This is a genomic window from Bradyrhizobium sp. Bra78, from assembly GCF_024519855.1.
Lineage (GTDB): Bacteria > Pseudomonadota > Alphaproteobacteria > Rhizobiales > Xanthobacteraceae > Bradyrhizobium > Bradyrhizobium japonicum_G.
This window is the reverse complement of record NZ_JALJRE010000019.1, coordinates 68,985-86,093: the sequence shown is the minus strand read 5'-3', so window position 1 is coordinate 86,093 and position 17,109 is coordinate 68,985. Positions and strand designations below refer to the sequence as shown.

At 65.6% G+C, this 17,109-nt stretch carries 20 protein-coding genes; 5 read left to right on the top strand and 15 right to left on the bottom strand.

Annotated features, from left to right (window positions below; all coding sequences use genetic code 11):
* Nucleotides 1–139: 139 nt before the first annotated feature.
* The 6 genes from rplS to ffh all read right to left on the bottom strand — a co-directional run bounded on the left by rplS (nt 140) and on the right by ffh (nt 4,624).
* Nucleotides 140–520 (bottom strand): 50S ribosomal protein L19, encoded by a 381-nt coding sequence (gene rplS / locus OC450_RS31510; protein ID WP_211383638.1) that lies wholly within the window; start codon nt 518–520, stop codon nt 140–142.
* A 109-nt stretch (nt 521–629) separates the two neighbouring features.
* On the bottom strand, nt 630–1,385 hold the full coding sequence (trmD, locus tag OC450_RS31505; protein ID WP_262049303.1) for a tRNA (guanosine(37)-N1)-methyltransferase TrmD: 756 nt from the start codon (nt 1,383–1,385) through the stop codon (nt 630–632).
* An 84-nt stretch (nt 1,386–1,469) separates the two neighbouring features.
* Complete coding sequence (locus OC450_RS31500; RefSeq protein ID WP_262049302.1) at nt 1,470–2,084, bottom strand: DUF4304 domain-containing protein; 615 nt, start codon at nt 2,082–2,084, stop codon at nt 1,470–1,472.
* A gap of 43 nt (nt 2,085–2,127) precedes the next feature.
* Nucleotides 2,128–2,652: a ribosome maturation factor RimM gene (rimM, locus tag OC450_RS31495; RefSeq protein ID WP_262049301.1), complete on the bottom strand. Its 525-nt coding sequence runs from the start codon at nt 2,650–2,652 to the stop codon at nt 2,128–2,130.
* 9 nt (nt 2,653–2,661) lie between these two features.
* Nucleotides 2,662–2,994, bottom strand: coding sequence for a 30S ribosomal protein S16 (gene rpsP / locus OC450_RS31490; RefSeq protein WP_014438992.1), 333 nt, complete (start codon nt 2,992–2,994; stop codon nt 2,662–2,664).
* Between the two features lie 85 nt (nt 2,995–3,079).
* Nucleotides 3,080–4,624: a signal recognition particle protein gene (ffh, locus tag OC450_RS31485; RefSeq protein WP_211383635.1), complete on the bottom strand. Its 1,545-nt coding sequence runs from the start codon at nt 4,622–4,624 to the stop codon at nt 3,080–3,082.
* A 316-nt stretch (nt 4,625–4,940) separates the two neighbouring features.
* Here ffh and OC450_RS31480 point away from each other — a divergent pair, with 316 nt between their 5' ends.
* The gene (locus OC450_RS31480) at nt 4,941–6,005 is read left to right on the top strand and encodes an MBL fold metallo-hydrolase (RefSeq protein WP_211383634.1); all 1,065 of its coding nucleotides are present in this window, start codon (nt 4,941–4,943) and stop codon (nt 6,003–6,005) included.
* Between the two features lie 200 nt (nt 6,006–6,205).
* Here OC450_RS31480 and OC450_RS31475 read toward each other — a convergent pair whose 3' ends face one another.
* Nucleotides 6,206–6,907 carry an SIMPL domain-containing protein gene (locus OC450_RS31475; RefSeq protein ID WP_262049300.1) on the bottom strand — a complete coding sequence of 234 codons (702 nt, stop codon included), beginning with the start codon at nt 6,905–6,907 and terminating at the stop codon, nt 6,206–6,208.
* A 5-nt stretch (nt 6,908–6,912) separates the two neighbouring features.
* Nucleotides 6,913–7,656 (bottom strand): GyrI-like domain-containing protein, encoded by a 744-nt coding sequence (locus OC450_RS31470; protein ID WP_262049299.1) that lies wholly within the window; start codon nt 7,654–7,656, stop codon nt 6,913–6,915.
* Between the two features lie 269 nt (nt 7,657–7,925).
* Here OC450_RS31470 and dapF point away from each other — a divergent pair, with 269 nt between their 5' ends.
* On the top strand, nt 7,926–8,804 hold the full coding sequence (gene dapF / locus OC450_RS31465) for a diaminopimelate epimerase (protein ID WP_211383631.1): 879 nt from the start codon (nt 7,926–7,928) through the stop codon (nt 8,802–8,804).
* A complete protein-coding gene (gene mtaB / locus OC450_RS31460) occupies nt 8,801–10,054 on the top strand; it encodes a tRNA (N(6)-L-threonylcarbamoyladenosine(37)-C(2))-methylthiotransferase MtaB (RefSeq protein ID WP_262049298.1) in 1,254 nt (417 codons plus the stop codon). The genes dapF and mtaB overlap by 4 nt, the downstream gene beginning before the upstream one ends.
* Nucleotides 10,055–10,057: 3 nt before the next feature.
* On the opposite strand, the gene OC450_RS31455 is transcribed toward mtaB, so the two are convergent.
* Together OC450_RS31455 and OC450_RS31450 are read right to left on the bottom strand one after the other, a co-directional pair.
* Nucleotides 10,058–11,167, bottom strand: coding sequence for a DUF2336 domain-containing protein (locus OC450_RS31455; RefSeq protein WP_256808712.1), 1,110 nt, complete (start codon nt 11,165–11,167; stop codon nt 10,058–10,060).
* Nucleotides 11,168–11,350: 183 nt separating this feature from the next.
* Nucleotides 11,351–12,052, bottom strand: coding sequence for an RluA family pseudouridine synthase (locus tag OC450_RS31450; protein WP_262049297.1), 702 nt, complete (start codon nt 12,050–12,052; stop codon nt 11,351–11,353).
* Nucleotides 12,053–12,112: 60 nt separating this feature from the next.
* Here OC450_RS31450 and ftsY point away from each other — a divergent pair, with 60 nt between their 5' ends.
* Nucleotides 12,113–13,060 carry a signal recognition particle-docking protein FtsY gene (ftsY, locus tag OC450_RS31445; protein ID WP_211383627.1) on the top strand — a complete coding sequence of 316 codons (948 nt, stop codon included), beginning with the start codon at nt 12,113–12,115 and terminating at the stop codon, nt 13,058–13,060.
* Between the two features lie 3 nt (nt 13,061–13,063).
* Nucleotides 13,064–13,666, top strand: coding sequence for a septation protein A (locus OC450_RS31440; protein ID WP_262049296.1), 603 nt, complete (start codon nt 13,064–13,066; stop codon nt 13,664–13,666).
* 99 nt (nt 13,667–13,765) lie between these two features.
* Here OC450_RS31440 and OC450_RS31435 read toward each other — a convergent pair whose 3' ends face one another.
* From OC450_RS31435 to ccmA, 5 genes are all read right to left on the bottom strand, one after another.
* The gene (locus tag OC450_RS31435; protein WP_256808710.1) at nt 13,766–14,356 is read right to left on the bottom strand and encodes a DsbE family thiol:disulfide interchange protein; all 591 of its coding nucleotides are present in this window, start codon (nt 14,354–14,356) and stop codon (nt 13,766–13,768) included.
* Nucleotides 14,353–14,538, bottom strand: a complete 186-nt coding sequence (ccmD, locus tag OC450_RS31430) for a heme exporter protein CcmD (protein ID WP_211384205.1) — start codon at nt 14,536–14,538, stop codon at nt 14,353–14,355. The genes OC450_RS31435 and ccmD overlap by 4 nt, the downstream gene beginning before the upstream one ends.
* Complete coding sequence (locus OC450_RS31425) at nt 14,535–15,326, bottom strand: heme ABC transporter permease (protein ID WP_211383624.1); 792 nt, start codon at nt 15,324–15,326, stop codon at nt 14,535–14,537. The genes ccmD and OC450_RS31425 overlap by 4 nt, the downstream gene beginning before the upstream one ends.
* A 90-nt stretch (nt 15,327–15,416) precedes the next feature.
* Nucleotides 15,417–16,085 carry a heme exporter protein CcmB gene (ccmB, locus tag OC450_RS31420; protein WP_211383623.1) on the bottom strand — a complete coding sequence of 223 codons (669 nt, stop codon included), beginning with the start codon at nt 16,083–16,085 and terminating at the stop codon, nt 15,417–15,419.
* Nucleotides 16,086–16,335: 250 nt separating this feature from the next.
* A complete protein-coding gene (gene ccmA, locus OC450_RS31415) occupies nt 16,336–16,938 on the bottom strand; it encodes a heme ABC exporter ATP-binding protein CcmA (RefSeq protein ID WP_262049295.1) in 603 nt (200 codons plus the stop codon).
* Between the last annotated feature and the right edge of the window lie 171 nt (nt 16,939–17,109).

The following is a 17,109-nucleotide window of genomic DNA, read 5'->3' as shown; positions in this document are numbered from 1 at the left end:
CGAAGCAATCCAGAATCTTTCCGCAGAGACAGTCTGGATTGCTTCGCTTCGCTCGCAATGACGGGGGTGGACGTGCTGCAGCACAAAAAAAAGCGCGGGTTTGGCCCCGCGCTTTTCGAAACTCGTCTGTAAGCGGAGCTTACTCGTTGACGGCCTTGGCGTGCTCGGTCTTCTCGACGATACGGGCCGACTTGCCGCGCAGCTGGCGCAGGTAATAAAGCTTGGCGCGACGCACCTTGCCGCGGCGCACCACCTTGATCGAGTCGATCATCGGCGACATCACCGGGAACACGCGCTCCACGCCCTCGCCGTACGAAATCTTGCGAACGGTGAAGCTCTCGTTGAGGCCACCACCGGAGCGGCCGATGCAGACGCCTTCATAGGCCTGCACACGGGTACGGTCGCCTTCGACCACCTTCACGTTGACGATCACGGTGTCGCCGGGGCCGAACTCCGGAATCTCCTTGCTGGCGGAGAGCTTGTCGAATTGCTCTTTTTCGAGCTGTTGGATCAGGTTCATGGGTAAATCTCCATCGGCGCGCCCAGCCTTTTCAACGGGGGCTGCGCGAAATTCGTCTATCCAGCTATTGCGGATTTGGCCGCTGCTATAAGGCAAGCCGGAGCGTTTGTCACCCGTCTGTCTTGTTTTTTGGCGTTTTTTGGCGTCCCGCCCGATTCGGGGGCTTGGGCGGGATCTGGGCCCACAAATCGGGCCGCCGGGCCGCCGTCAGGGCCTCGGATTGCGCCCGCCGCCAGCTCGCGACCCTGGCGTGATCGCCCGAGGTCAGGATGTCCGGGATCGGGACTCCCTCGAACAGCTGCGGTCGCGTGTATTGGGGGTATTCGAGCAGGCCCTCCGAAAAGCTCTCCTCGGTTCCCGAGGCTTCCTTGCCCATCACGCCCGGCAGCAGCCGGACGCAGGCGTCGATCAGGGCCAGCGCGGCGATTTCGCCGCCGGACAGGACGTAATCGCCGATCGAGACCTCCTCCAGCCCCCGTCCGTCGATCACCCGCTGGTCCACCCCCTCGAAGCGTCCGCAGACGATCAGCGGGCCGGGACCCTCGGCGAGTTCAATGACGCGGGCCTGGGTCAATGGCCGACCGCGCGGGCTCATCAGCAGGCGGGGCCGCTCAGGGTTGATCTCCGCGGCATCGATCGCCGCGGCCAGGACATCGGCCCGCAGCACCATGCCCGGCCCGCCGCCGGCGGGGGTGTCGTCAACGCTGCGGTGGCGATCGGTGGCGGAGGCCCGGATGTCCCGCGTCTCGATCTCCCAGAGCCCGGAGGCCAGCGCCCGGCCGGCCAGGCTCACGCCGAGCGGTCCCGGAAACATCTCCGGAAACAGCGTCAGCACCGTCGCGCGCCAGGGTGAGGAAGTCGTCATGGCCGCTGGTTAGGGCATTGCGGCCGACAGGTCGAGACCTGCATGGGGGGCATCCGAGTGGCATCTCCACGCCCCGGCACCTCGTTAGCTTTCGGTTGCCCTACACAGTTCTTCCAGCTCCGCACGAAGAGCGGAGGCATTTCCTAGGCTCGCCAACGCAATCCGGGCGAAGGCGTTGGCGTTGACCAGGTCGCCAATCGATTGCCGCATGAGCGCCAATGAGCGCGCCATTCGAACTTTCGTGGAGCCGAAACCTGAAAAGCTATACTGCCCAGCCTCGAATTGCCCAGGCGTGACTTTGTGCAGCGGAGATTCTGCCCCCGACAGTTCGGAGAAGAGCCTTCGACCAATTGCCTTATAGACCGATGCAGCCGCCTGAACGGCGGCGTCCATGCTCTCGTTCGACGCCTCATATTCCCACCATTGATCACTCGTTGCTTCGGACATCCTTCGCCGAAACTCGCAGAGCTCTTCTCTGATTTTGGTTGCATCGGGTGAGTTGCCAACGACATCCGGGATACTCCGAGGTTGGATGCCGAGGTTTACGGCGAACTTGCTACCGTATCGCGACCCTTGGACCTGAACGACGTGAATGTGCTCTTCTGAGATACGACGGAAAGTACGGCCAGAGCCGAAGAATCCGTCGCTCTTGAGCACCGGACTCAGGTGGCCTTTGATTGAAGATTCCAGGCGAGGCATCTCGCAGCCCCTTATTCTTGTGGAGATTATTCGCGGGCCGTTATCATGACGATGACGCTTCGTCTTCCCCCTCGATCTCCTGCGGCAGCGCGATCACGACGCGGCCGCCAGCAAGATCGACTTCCGGCACCACCGCGTTGGTGAAAGGCAGCAGCAGCGTCGTGCCCTTCGGCGGCGCGATCTCGATGATGTCGCCGGCGCCGAAATTATGGATCGCGAGCACGCGGCCGAGCGCATCGCCGTCCGCGGTGACGGCGGCGAGCCCGATCAGATCGGTGTGGTAATATTCGTCCGCGTCGGTCGCGGGCAGCTTTTCGCGCGCGACGTAGAGCTCGATGCCGTTGAGGCGCTCGGCCTCATCGCGGGTCGTGACGCCCTTGAACGTCGCGACCAGATGATCCCTGGCCTCGCGCGCCGTCGCGACCTCGAACTGGCGCTTGCCGTCCTTGGACAGCAGCGGACCATAGCGGCGCACTGCAAAGGGATCTTCGGTGAAGGTCCACAATTTGACCGCACCGCGCACACCATGCGCGGCGCCGATCCGCGCGACGCAGACCAGCGCCGACATGATCTAACCTTAGCCCTTCGCGGCGGCTTCGGCCTGCGCCTTGCGCTCCTTGCGCGGCACGGCCTTTTCCGGATTGTTGCGCGCTTCGCGCTTCTTGACGCCGGCGGCGTCGAGGAAACGCGACACGCGGTCGGACGGCTGCGCGCCCTTGGCGAGCCAGGCCTTCACCTTGTCCATGTCGAGCTTGAGGCGGGTCTCGTTGTCCTTCGGCAGCAGCGGGTTGAAATAGCCGAGACGCTCGATGAAGCGGCCATCGCGGGGGAAGCGCGAATCGGCGACGACGACGTGATAGACGGGACGCTTCTTGGTGCCTGCGCGGGCGAGGCGGATAACGACGGACATTTAGTTCTCCTTCAAAGTACGTTTTGTTCGGTTGATTGGTATTCCGCGTTGCGCGAGATGCTTGCGATCCCCCGCGACGAATTCCTCATTTCTTCTTGCCTGGGAAACCGCCGAGGCCCGGCAGCATCGGCTTGCCGCTCAGCCCGGTGATCCCCGGAACGTTCGGAAGACCCTGGCGCAGCCCGGCCGGCAAATCCTTCGGCAGATTCGGAAGGCCGCCGCCGCCACCCTGCATCTTCTCCTGCAGCGCCTTCATCTCTTCCGGCGAAGGCGGCTTCATGCCGCCGCCAAAACCCATCGCCTGCGCGATGCCGGCGAGCGGGCCGCGCTTGCCCGAGCCCATGGCCTTCATCATATCGGCCATGTTCCGGTGCATCTTCAGCAGCTTGTTGACCTGCTCGACGCTCTGGCCACTTCCCGCGGCGATGCGCTTCTTGCGGCTGGCCTTGAGCAAATCGGGATGACGCCGCTCGTCGCGCGTCATGGAATCGATCACCGCGACCTGGCGCTTCAGGATCTTGTCGTCGATGCCGGCGGCCGCGATCTGGTTCTTCATCTTGGCGATGCCGGGCATCATGCCCATCAGCCCGCTGATGCCGCCCATGTTCGCCATCTGCGACAGCTGCTCGCGCATGTCGTTGAGGTCGAACTGGCCTTTGCGCATGCGCTCGGCGGTGCGCGCGGCCTTCTCGGCGTCGATGTTGGCGGCGGCCTTCTCGACCAGCGAGACCACGTCGCCCATGCCGAGGATGCGGCCGGCGATACGATCGGGATGGAAGTCCTCCAGCGCGTCGGTCTTTTCACCGGTGCCGAGCAGCTTGATTGGTTTGCCGGTGACGGCGCGCATCGACAGCGCGGCGCCGCCGCGGCCGTCGCCGTCCACACGTGTCAGCACGATGCCGGTGAGGCCGACGCGCTCGTCGAAGGCGCGGGCGAGGTTGACGGCGTCCTGACCGGTGAGGCTGTCGGCGACCAGCAGCACTTCATGCGGATTGGCGGCGGCTTTGATCGCGGCCGCCTCCGCCATCATGTCTTCGTCGAGCGTGGTGCGGCCGGCGGTGTCGAGCAGCACGACGTCGTAGCCGCCGAGCTTGCCGGCTTCCAGTGCGCGCTTTGCGATCTGAGCCGGCTGCTGTCCCGCCACGATCGGCAGCGTCGGAATGTCGAGGTCGCGGCCGAGCACGGCCAACTGCTCCATCGCCGCCGGACGATAGACGTCGAGCGAGGCCATCAGCACCTTGCGCTTGTCGCGCTGGACCATGCGGCGGGCGAGCTTTGCGGTGGTGGTGGTCTTGCCGGAGCCTTGCAGGCCGACCATCATGATCGGCACCGGCGGCACCGAATTGACGTCGATGGTCTGGCTTTCGGCGCCGAGCGTGTTGATCAGCTCGTCATGGACGATCTTGACCACCATCTGGCCGGGCGTGACCGACTTGACGACGGTGGCGCCGATCGCCTGCTCGCGGACGCGTTCGGTGAAGCTGCGCACCACTTCGAGCGCGACGTCGGCCTCCAGTAGCGCGCGGCGGACCTCGCGCATCGCGGCGTCGACGTCTTTTTCGGTCAGCGCACCGCGCCCCGTCAGACGATCGAGAATGCCACCAAGCCGTTCCGACAGATTGTCGAACAATGCCGTTGTCCTTGTCCTGCTCGCGAGAAACGCGATCTTCCAAACATCTTTGCGCCCGAGGGCGCACAGCGCTGTCGGGCGTTAGCCTCTGGCCTCCGGGGCCAGTCGGCGGTTCGAAAAGAAAGCCTTTCCGAGAAAGTGCGCGGGTTAAACGCCGCCCAGGCCCAAAAGTCAAGGAAAGTTGGGGTGGTGGGGGCCGCCTTAGAAGGCAAGACCTTGAAAATATGACCTTTTCGGCGACGGGTTCCTTTTCCCGCGGCCCCGCCCATATAGGCGGTGATGTCTTACCGCCCCGTCCATCCCTGAAACCCGCACCGTGCCGATCACCCGCCGCCGCCTCTTTGGATTGCTTGCCGGAGCGGGCACGTTGATCGGCGTTCCATCCCTTTGGATGTCCCGCATGAAAACCTATGACGGCCCGGTCTCCGACCATTTCGACGGCCTGAACTTCTTCGATCCGGACGGCGTGCCGCCGAAATCGCTTCGTGAGGTGCTGCGCTGGCAGTTCGGCGGCAAGCGGCAGCGCGCGATTTGGCCGGATTGGGCGCCGAGCCCCCATGCCGACACTCCGCCGGAGCGTGTCGACGGCGACAAGGTGCGGCTTTCCTTCGTCGGCCACGCCAGCTGGCTGATCCAGACCGGCGGCCTCAACATCCTCGTCGATCCCGTCTGGTCATCGCGGGTGTCGCCCGTCAGCTTCGCCGGACCAAAGCGTCACAACGACCCCGGCATCGCCTTCGAGAAGCTGCCGAAGGTCGACGTCGTACTGGTTTCTCACGGCCATTACGATCATCTCGACATCGCGACGCTGTCGCGGCTCGCCAAGAATTTTGCCCCGCGCGTGGTGACGCCGCTCGGCAACGACGTGACGATGCGCAGTACCGACTCGTCGATCAAGGCTGAGGCGTTCGACTGGCACGACCGCGTCGAGCTTGGTGGCGGCATCGCCGTGCATCTGGTGCCGACGCGGCACTGGACGGCGCGCGGCATGTTCGACCGCAACAAGGCGTTGTGGGCGAGTTTTGTATTGGAGACGCCTGCGGGGAAAATCTACGTCGTTTGCGATTCCGGCTATGGCGACGGCACGCATTTCCGCCGCGTCGCGGAGAAGCACGGGCCGCTGCGCCTGGCGATCTTGCCTATCGGTGCTTACGAGCCGCGCTGGTTCATGCGCGACCAACACATGAATCCCGAGGATGCCGTGAAGGCGCTCCTGGATTGCGGCGCGCAGGATGCGCTCGGGCATCATCACGGCACGTTCCAGCTGACGGATGAGGCGATCGACGCACCGGCGAAGGCATTGGCCGAGGCGCTGGATGCCGCGAAGATTCCGCAGGAGCGGTTCGTGGCGATGAAGCCGGGGCAGGTGGCGGAGATTTAGCTCCGCTGTTGCCGTACATGCAGCTCGTCGTCCCGGGCTCGCGACGAAGTCGCGAGCCCGGGACCCATAACCACAGGGAGATGTTTGGCGAAGACTCGGAGCTACCGGCTTCGCGCGACAACCACTGCCTGTGGTTTTGGGTCCCGCCTGCGCGGGGACGACGGCTGTGTGCGGCGGCAGCAAGCCTCTTGCGAGCGCCGCTACTGCCCCTGCTTGATAGCCCAGCTCACATTCACCGTCACCGACAGTGTCTCCTCGCCTGGCGCGACGGCAGCCGGTGCTGCCATCGGCGCCGTCGCCATTCTCGCCTTGAACAGCGGTACCGGCGCGCCGGCCTCGGAGACGCTCAGCGGCGCACCCAACGTGATGCCGGTGGCCTTGGCGTAGATCTCGGCCTTGCGGCGGGCATCGGCGACCGCCTGCTCGCGGGCGTCGTCGAGCAGTTTTGACGCCTGCGTCACCTCGAAGGAGATGTTGCCAATGTCGTTGGCGCCGGCGCCGACCAGCGTGTCGATGATGCCGGCCACCTTGGTCACGTCGCGGATTTTCACGGTGACGCGGTTGCTGGCACGGAAGCCGACCACGGGCGAGGCGCCGGTGGATTTGTTCTGGCCGTATTGCGGCTGCAGCGACAGGCGCGAGGTCTGGTAATCCTTCTCGGCGATGCCGGCGCCCTTCAGCGCCAGCAGCACCTTGCCCATTGCGGCGTTGTTGGCGTCGGAGGCTTCCTTCGCACTCTTGGCATCGTTGGCGACACCGGCGTCGATCTGCGCGAGGTCGGGGGCGGCGGACACCGTGGCTTCACCGCTCACCGTGATGGCAGCGGGAAAATCATCGGCAAACGCAGGTGCTGCCAGCAGCGTGGCGGCGAAAGCGGCGGCGAGGACGGCAGGCTTTTTCATCGATCTCACTTCAGTGGCACGAACACGTTGATCACGAGCTTGTCCTCGGCCGTCTTCAGGGGATCGGTGAGGTACTCCTCGACAAATGTGTCCTTGGCTTCCAGCTTCTTGTCGTCGAGGTGATTGGTGATCGCCTCATAGGTGTTGTCCATGTTGTCGTAGGAGCCGCGATGGACGAATTTCAGCGCCTTGCCCTCCGGCGATTTGCCCATGCTCATGTCCTTGGGCAGCTTCTGCGGGTCCTGATCGACCGGGATCTCGGCGAGGAAGGTGAAGCCGGTGTCGTCGGTCGAGGTGTAGACGATCATCGAATTGCCGGCATGCTTGATGCCCTGCTTGTCCAGCAGCGCGTTCAGCGCCTTGAAGGCGTCGATCAGCGTGTCGAAGGCCGAATCCCAATTGGCGGTGCCCTTGACCATCACGACCTTCCTGGGCTCGAGCGTGGTCTCCTGGCCGAACGGATCGGCGGTCTGCACGGGAGCCGGCGTTGCGGCCGCAGCCGGCGCGGCCGGGCTGGGTGACGGTGAGGCGCTGGCGGCTGGCGCAGGTGAGGGCGTTGCCGCGGGTGCCGGCGAGGCGCTCGCGGCCGGAGCCGGCGAGGGACTTGTCGAAGAAGGACTTGTCGAAGAAGGACTTGCCGATGCAGCCGGCGCCGGGCTCGGGGTTTGCGCCAGCGTGTCGGACAGGCCAAACGACAAGGCCGCTGCCGGGATCAGCGCGGCCAGAGCGATACGACGAAAACGGTTCATTCTATTCTCCCCAAAACCTTACCCACCAAGGCCTTACGCCCCCAAAAGGCCTTAACCCGGCTGCGCGTCCCGGATCCGCGCGAACCGCGCCGTTCTAACACGCGAGCGTCGAATTCGTCCCATGACAGATGCGTCATGGCAGAAGACCTGGCAGGCGACTTGGTAGGCGTCCTGACAGACGTCATGGCAGACGTCCTGGCCATCGCGCCAAATCACTGGTCAAGCCGCCAAGGATCGCCATATAAGGCAGGCGAAATTCAGGAATTTTCATGAGCGCGCTGGCCAACCACGCATTTGCCAAGATGAACGGCATCGGCAACGAGATCGTCGTTGTCGACATGCGCGATTCCGCCGCGCCGGTGACGCCGGACGATGCCCGCGCGGTGGCGTCGGCTCAGGGCGGCGTGCCCTACGACCAGCTCATGGTGCTGCAGAAGCCGCGGTTCGACGGCACCGAAGCTTTCATCAGCATCTACAACAATGACGGCTCGGAGGCCGGCGCCTGCGGCAACGGCATGCGCTGCGTGGTGCGGCGCATCTTCGAGAGGACCGGGCAGACCACGGCGACGTTCGAGACCCGCGCCGGCCTGCTCAATTGCTGGCAGGGCCCGGCGCCCGATCTCTACACCGTCGACATGGGCGCGCCAAAGTTCGGCTGGCAGGACATTCCGCTGGCGGAGGAGTTTCGCGACACCCGCTACATCGAATTGCAGATCGGGCCGATCGACAATCCGATCCTGCATTCGCCCTCGGTCGTGAGCATGGGCAATCCGCATGCGGTCTTCTGGGTCGAGGACGTCAATGCCTACGATCTCGAACGCTTCGGTCCGCTGCTCGAGAACCATCCGATCTTCCCCGAACGCGCCAACATCACGCTCGCTCATATCGTCGATCGCGACCACATCACGATCCGCACCTGGGAGCGCGGCGCGGGCCTCACCAGGGCCTGCGGCTCGGCGGCCTGCGCGACTGCGGTCGCGGCGGCTCGCCTGAAGCGCGCCGAGCGCAATGTCGAGATCACGCTGCCCGGCGGCAGGCTCGGCATCGAATGGCGCGAGCGCGACGACCATGTGCTGATGACGGGTACGGCGACCTTCGAATTTGAGGGCACCTTCGATCCGGCGCTGTTCGCGCCGGTCGGCGGATGACCGTCGACATCGTCACCTTCGGCTGCCGCCTCAATGCCTTCGAGGCCGAAGTGATCCGCCGCGAGGCCGAGGGCGCGGGGCTCTCCGACACCATCGTCATCAACAGCTGCGCCGTCACCAACGAGGCGGTGGCGCAGGCGCGGCAGTCGATCCGCAAGTTGAAGCGCGAACGGCCCCGTGCGCGCATCGTCGTCACCGGCTGCGCGGCGCAGACGCAAAGCGGCATGTTCGCTGACATGGCCGAGGTCGATCGCGTCGTCGGCAACGACGACAAGATGCGCAGCGAAGCCTGGCGCGAGGCGCGCGACGCCTTCGCTCTCGGCACCAGCGAGAAGATCGCCGTCAGCGACATCATGGCCGTGAAGGAGATGGCGCCGCATCTGATCGACGGCTTTGCGAGCGGCCTGCCGCGGGTGTTCGTGCAGGTGCAGAACGGCTGCGACCATCGCTGCACCTTCTGCATCATCCCGTTCGGCCGCGGCAATTCGCGCTCGGTGCCGATGGGCGGCGTGGTCGAGCAGGTGCGCGCGCTGGTGCAGCGCGGCCATGCCGAGATCGTGCTGACCGGCGTCGACCTCACAAGCTACGGTGCCGACCTGCCGGGTGCGCCAAAGCTCGGCATGCTGACGAAGCAGATCTTGCGGCATGTGCCGGAGCTGAAACGCCTGCGCATCTCTTCGATCGATTCGATCGAGGTGGACCGCGACCTGCTCGATGCCATCGCCGACGATGCGCGGCTGATGCCGCATCTGCATCTGTCGCTGCAATCCGGCGACGACATGATCTTGAAGCGGATGAAGCGGCGGCATTCGCGGAGCGATGCGATTGCGTTCTGCGACCAGGTCCGCCGCCTGCGCCCGGACATCGCCTTCGGCGCCGACATCATCGCAGGCTTTCCGACCGAGACCGAGGAGATGTTTTCGCGCTCGCTCGATCTGGTCGAGGAATGCGGCCTGACGTTTCTGCACGTCTTTCCCTATTCGCCGCGCCCCGGCACGCCTGCCGCGCGGATGCCGCAGCTTGCGGGTGATGCGATCAAGCAGCGCGCGAAGCGGCTGCGTGCGGCTGGCGAAGCAGCACTACGGCGCAGGCTGCAAGCCGAGATCGGCACGACGCGCGATGTGCTGATCGAGAGCGAGGGCCAGGGGCGCACCGAGCATTACCTGCCGGTGGCGATTGCGGGCGAACGCGTCGGCACCATCGTGCCGCTGAAGATCGGCGGCAGTGTTGGCGAGCGGTTGACGGTCTAACCGTTACGACGCCCGCACCTGCCAGAACCGCAGCGTGCGCCGTGCATTCTCCGGCGTCATTCTTGCGTAATGCCCCTGCGCTCTTGCAAGATCGGCCGGCTTCATTGCGCCGGTGGCGAAGCGGCTTTCGAGCACGGCGGCGGTGGTTTCCCAGCTGAGCTGCGCCGCCTTGCACGGCACCAGCAGGCCGTCGTCGCGCAGGCTCTGCATCAATGGGCGAATCACCTCGACGGTCGATCCGGACAGTGCCGCCAGCGCTGCCGCGGCTTCTTCATAGCGTCGCTGCTTGGCGAAACCGAGCAGTGTCGCTTCGTTGAGCTGGCCGGTTGCCTTGAGATTTGCGATGGCGCGCTTGGCGCCTTCGAAGTCGCGGACACCCGACATCTCGCGCTCGACACCAACGGTCACGGCGGCGATCGCGTTCTGGATTTCCTCGAACAGATGCGGCGGCGCGCGCGACAGCAGGCGGGTCCGCACGGCATCCGTCGCCGAGCGCAGCAACCGGCGGCGCAAGTCGGACGGCAAGTCGACGCGGACGCCGACGCTGATGGCGAGCTCCGGATCAGCCTCGGCCTGTCCGACGATGACGGCAAATCCGTTGCCTGAGAGGCGCGCGCCGGGATTGGCGGCGAGCCGCCGGCTGACGCTGGGATAGCGGCGCGCCAGCAACGCGTCGGTGACGATCTCCTTCAGCCACCAGCGGCCCGCGACCGCGAGCAGGTGCGGCTCGCCTTTGCTGGACGCGATCTTCACCAGTTCGCCCTCGTCGAGGCGAGCGGATTCCTGGAGCACGGGACCAGCAATGCGGATTTCGTCATTATTGGCGAGACGGCGGATCACCGACGGCGGTGCCTGCGCGATCGGCGCGAGCTGCGTGCTGATCTCGGCCAGCGCAACGCGGGCGCCCATGTCGGCGATGGCGCGCAGCTCAATGGTGCCGATCAGCCGATCGAGCACGTCGTCGAACAGAGCGATCTGCTCGTCGTCGAAATTGCCGGCGGAGGAGAGGAACAGGTCGGTGACTCGGCGGGCCGTTGCCAGGCCCTTTTCCGGCGAGCCTGTCCGAAGCGCGGATTCGACCTCGTCGATGATCGATAGCTCGGCCGTGGACATGACGCGCAGCTCATCCTGAGCGGATTGACGGAAGCTTGTTCTAAGCAACCGCTATCATTAGAGACGAGCGCTGAACTTTTCGTAAACCAAGGGGAAGGTGGTGGCACGGAGCTTCGGCTCGATAGTCGCCGCGGAGGTAGTGCGTTCGCTCCCCGCTGGCGGGGGAGGCGAACGACAGCGCGGCTATTCCCCATTCCACCCGCAGGCGCGGAGCTTCTCGTGCATGTGGGGTGGGGCGGGCGCCACGACGCGGATCGGCTCCTTGTTCCGGGAGATCGGCACCACGATCTCGCGGGAATGCAGGTGCAGCCGCGGCTCGCCGAAGCGCGGGCCGTTGCCGTAAATGTTATCGCCGAAGATCGGCCAGCCGGTCGAAGCCGAATGCACCCGCAATTGATGGGTCCGTCCGGTGACGGGTTCCATGGCGAGCCAGGTCAGGCCATCGCCCCGGCCCATCACCTTCCAGTTGGTGACGGCTTTCTGACCCTCCGGGTCCGGCTTCTGCCACCAGCCGCGCTCGGCATTGAGCCGGCCGAGCGGCATGTCGATGGTGCCTTCGTTCTCGGCAGGCCCGCCCTCGACCACGGTCCAATAGGTCTTGCCGATCTTGCCGTGCTTGAACAGCAGGCCGAGCGAGGCGGTCGCCTTGCGATGGCGGCCGAGCACGAGGCAGCCGGACGTGTCCTTGTCCAGCCGGTGGGCCAGCACCGGCGGCCGCGGCAGGCCGAAACGGAGCGCGTCGAACGATGCTTCGAGGTTCGCCCCGCCCTTGGGGCCGCGATGCACCGGCAGGCCGGCCGGCTTGTCGATGACCAGCATCAATCCGTCGCGATGGAGCACCCGGCCCAGGATTTCATCGGCGGTCAATTTGGGAACATCGAGCAATTGCAGGACTTTCGGTCAAGACTTTCGTTTGGAAGCCGGAACGGCTAACACACCGCCACCATGAACGATACCACCTCCGAGACCCCCAAGCTGAGCTGGTGGCGCCGCCTGTCCAACGGGCTGAAGCGCACCTCGTCCTCGCTCGGGACCGCGGTCGCCGATCTCGTCACCAAGCGCAAGCTCGACCGCGCCATGCTCGACGACATCGAGGACGTGCTGCTGCGCGCCGATCTCGGCACGCAGGTCGCCGTGCGGATCGCGGATGCCGTCGGCACCGGGCGCTACGACAAGGCGATCTCCGCGGACGAGGTCAAGGATGTCGTCGCGACCGAGGTCGAGAAGGTGCTGTCGCCGGTGGCCAAGCCGCTCGAGATCGACGCGGCCAGGAAGCCGTTCGTGATCCTCGTGGTCGGCGTCAACGGCTCCGGCAAGACCACGACGATCGGAAAACTCTCGCAAAAATTCGCATCCGAAGGCCGTAAGGTGATGCTGGCCGCCGGTGACACGTTTCGCGCAGCCGCCATTGAGCAGCTGAAGGTCTGGGGCGAGCGCACCAGGACGCCGGTCATATCAGGCGCGCAGGGGTCGGATTCGGCGAGCCTCGCCTTCAACGCGCTGACGGCGGCGAAGGAGCAGGCCATCGACGTGCTCCTGATCGACACCGCCGGGCGGCTGCAGAACAAGGCCGAGCTGATGAACGAGCTCGAAAAGGTCGTGCGCGTCATCCGCAAGGTGGACGCGACGGCGCCGCATGCCGTGCTGCTGGTGCTCGATGCCACCGTCGGCCAGAACGCGCTGTCGCAGGTCGAGGCGTTCCATCGCACCGCCGGCGTCACCGGCCTCGTGATGACGAAGCTCGACGGCACCGCCCGCGGCGGCATCCTGGTGGCGCTCGCGGAGAAATTCAAACTGCCGGTGCATTTCATCGGCGTCGGCGAAGGCGTCGACGATCTCGCGCCCTTCACCGCGCGCGACTTCGCCCGCGCCATCGCCGGAATCGAAAGCTAGAGAATGGACAAGACCCAGCCGCACCCGCTGTTCAAGCTTGCGACCGAGCTCGGTCCGCTGCTCGTGTTCTTCTTCGTCAATGCGAAGTTCAATCTGTTCGCCGCGACCGGGGCCTTCATGGTCGCGATCGTCGCGGCAATGGTCGCCTCCTACGTGGTGACGCGCCATATCCCGATCATGGCGATCGTGACGGGCGTCATCGTGCTGGTGTTCGGCACGCTGACGCTGGTGCTGCACGACGAGACCTTCATCAAGCTCAAGCCGACCATCATCTACGGCCTGTTCGCCGCGATCCTCGGCGGCGGCCTGTTGTTCGGCCGCTCCTTCATCGCCGTCATGTTCGACCAGATGTTCAACCTGACGCCGCAGGGCTGGCGCATCCTCACGCTGCGCTGGGCGCTGTTCTTCGCCGGCATGGCCGTGCTGAACGAGATCGTCTGGCGCACCCAAAGCACCGACTTCTGGGTGAATTTCAAAGTGTTCGGCGTCACGCCGATCACCATGATCTTCGCCATCGCCCAGATGCCGCTGACCAAGCGCTACCACCTCGAGCCAGTCTCGCTGGAAGCCAGCGAAGCCGATGCGGGGGATGTGCGGAAGGGGTGAGCTCTCTCCACTCGTCATTGCGAGCGAAGCGAAGCAATCCAGAATCTTTCCGCAGAGACAGTCTGGATTGCTTCGCTTCGCTCGCAATGACGGGCTGGGCTAAGACCCCGCCCCCAACGCCTTCTCCATCTGCGGCAACAACACCGTCCGCAGATTGTCCGGCGTGATCGGGCCGACCAGCTTGTAGACGATGGTCCCCTCGCGCCCGACGACGAACGTCTCCGGCACGCCATAGACGCCCCATTCGATCGAGGCGCGGCCGTTGGCATCCACGCCGACGCGGTTGAACGGGTTGCCGTAGCGCCCCAGGAAGCGCCGCGCATTGTCGGCCGCATCCTTGTAGTTGATGCCGACGAGCTCAAACCGCTTGTCCTTGGCGAACTCGGTCAGGAGTGGCGCCTCGTCGTGGCAAGGCACGCACCAGGACGCCCAGACATTGACGAGGCTGACCTTGCCCTTGAACGCGGCGGGATCGAGCCCCGGCACCGGCGCATTGTCGGCCTGCAATCCCTCGAGCGGCGGCAGGATGGTTTGTGGCGCGGGACGGCCGATCAGCGCGGAGGGAATCCGCGAGGGATCGCCGCTGCCGAGCCGGAACCAGAACAGCAGGGCGAGGCCGATGAAGGCGATCAGCGGCAGCACCATCAGGAAGGTGCGGCGCGGGGGCGCGGGGTTCGATTGATCGCTCATGGTGTATCAATCGCGCTGCGGCCCGAGCGGCGGGTGATGCCGCTGCGATCGAGCTCGCGCAGACGCTGCGTCTGGCTGCGATAGTCGAGCACGATCCAGCCGATCAGGATCGCGACCACGAGCGCTGCAGCCGCATAAGAGGTCACGATGAAGGACGCATAAGGACCGAGCGACATCGTCAGGCAGCCCCGGCTTCATTTGACGCGTTTTCGGCACGCGAACCGGCGCTTGACTCGCTCGAAAACGCGACGCGGCTCGCCTGCATCATCTGCAGGGAGCGGACGCGCCGGCGCAAAATCTCGTTGCGCATCGCCGCGATATGAAGCGTCGCGAACAGCAGCGTGAACGCGATCGCCATCACCAGCAGCGGGATCAGGAACGATTTGTCGAGTGTCGAGCCGCCCATGCGCATCACCGACGCCGGCTGGTGCAGCGTGTTCCACCAGTCGACCGAGAACTTGATGATGGGCAGGTTGATCGCGCCGACCAGCGTCAGCACCGCGGCGGCGCGGGCCGCGCGCGAGGGATCGTCGACCGCACGCCACAGCGCCATCAGGCCGAGATACATCAGGAAGAGAATCAAGACCGAGGTCAGCCGCGCGTCCCATTCCCAATAGGTGCCCCACATCGGCCGGCCCCACAGCGAGCCCGTCAGCAGCGCAAGGAAGGTGAAGGCGGCGCCGATGGGAGCTGCAGCCTTGGCGGCGACGTCGGCGAGCGGATGCCGCCACACCAGCGTGCCCAGCGATGCGATGCTCATCACGCCCCACACGAACATCGACAGCCAGGCATTGGGCACGTGGATGAACATGATCTTCACGGTCGCGCCCTGCTGATAATCGTCTGGCGCAAGAGCGGACTGATAGAGGCCGACGGCGAGCAGAATGACGGTCGCACCCGCAAGCCACGGCAACACCCGCGCCGTCAGCGCGAGGAACCGGGTCGGGTTGGCGAGGTCGATCAGCGTCATGGTATTCTGATAATCACAGCTAGGCACTCACGCAATCAGCATAAAAGCGCGTAGCGAAAGTTGATCGGGGTCAAGGTCAGCCGCGCCATCTCAGTCGAGTCCATGCCGCAGGCTCGCCGCGGCCGCGAACGGGCCGATCACGAGGCTGACCAGCGACAACGCGCACAGGATCGAGAACGGCGCTCCGAACGTCATCGGACCGACGATCGCGGCCTGCGAGGCCGCGACCCCGAAAATCAGCACCGGGATCGACAGCGGCAGCACCAGCACCGCCATCAACAGCCCGCCGCGATGCAGCGTCACCGCCAGCGCCGCGCCGATCATGCCGGTAAATGTCAGGGCCGGCGTGCCCGCCAGCAGCGTCAATGCCACCGCGCCGGTCGCGACCATGTCGAGGTTGAGCAACAGGCCGAGCACCGGGGTTGCGACGATCAGCGGCAGGCCGGCCGCCAGCCAATGCGCCAGCGCCTTGGCGGCGCAGGCCAGTTCCAGCGGTGTCCGGCTCATCGTGATCAGGTCGAGCGAGCCGTCGTCGTGGTCGGCCATGAACAGCCGGTCCAGGGTGAGCAGGCTTGCCAGGAGCGCGCCCAGCCACAGGATCGCCGGCCCCAGCCGCGACAGCAGCGCCAGATCCGGCCCGACCGCAAACGGCATCAGCACCACCACGGTGAGGAAGAACAGCACGCCGATCAGCGCCCCGCCGCCGACGCGGAGTGCGATCCGGATGTCCCGGCGGACGAGAGCGGACAACGCGGTCATGGGGGGCTTCCTTCGCGCCCCAAGCGCGCAACGCTCCCTCCCCCCTTGCGGGGGAGGGCGGGGGAGGGGGGTAGCCCCGGGAGAGATACTCGTTGGGGGTGAGCCGCCAGCAACAGATCGCCCGTCTCCTCATTGCTGGAGCCGAGAGAGCACGCCCCGCGGCCCCCCCCTCCCTGACGCTGCCTCGCAGCGAGGTCGGGAACGGAGAGAGCGGAATCCGGCCGCTTGGAAAACTGAGGGTCCATTGGAATCACACTGCACCCCCGATCCGAAGCTGCCGCGAATCGATCCCGAGGGAGGCGTGAGTGGCGGCGATGATCAGGCCGCCGCGCGCCAGGTGCTCGCGCATCAGGCCGCCGACCATGTCCTGCCCGGCAACGTCCAGCGCATTGGTCGGCTCGTCCAGCAGCCAGACCGGTCGGCGGACCGTGAGCAGGCGGGCCAGCGACAGCCGGCGGCGCTGGCCAGCCGACAGGAAGGCGGCGGGCAGATCGGCGGCATGGTCGAGGCCGACGGTGGCGAGGCTCTCGGCGGCGTCAAGGCGTTCGCCGCCGAGAAAATCAGCCCAGAATGACAGATTTTCCGCCACGCTCAGCGCCGGCTTCAGGGCGTCGCGATGGCCGAGATAGTGGCATTGCTCCGGCAGGGTCAGCTCGGCATCGCCTCCGTCCAGGGCGATCGTGCCGCCCGCCGGAATGAGCAGGCCGGCGATCAGCCGCAGCAGCGACGTCTTGCCCGATCCGTTGCGGCCGACCACCGCGACGGCCTCGCCGGAGGTGGCCTCGAAATCGAGCCCGGAAAACACCTCGCGCCCGCCCCGCACGCAAACCACCCCGCGTCCCGCCAGCTGCATCTTGCCTCGTATCAATCCGTTCAAAGTCAGGCCTCAGGAAAGCTTGGGGTAGCGCATGGGAATTTTTGGCTCGCGAATTGCTGCGGCACGATTGTGGCTGTGGCGGCGCGGTTAGAAAGCTTCTATAAGCCCGGAACTACTTGATGCAGCAACTCAACCTGCCCCTGCAAG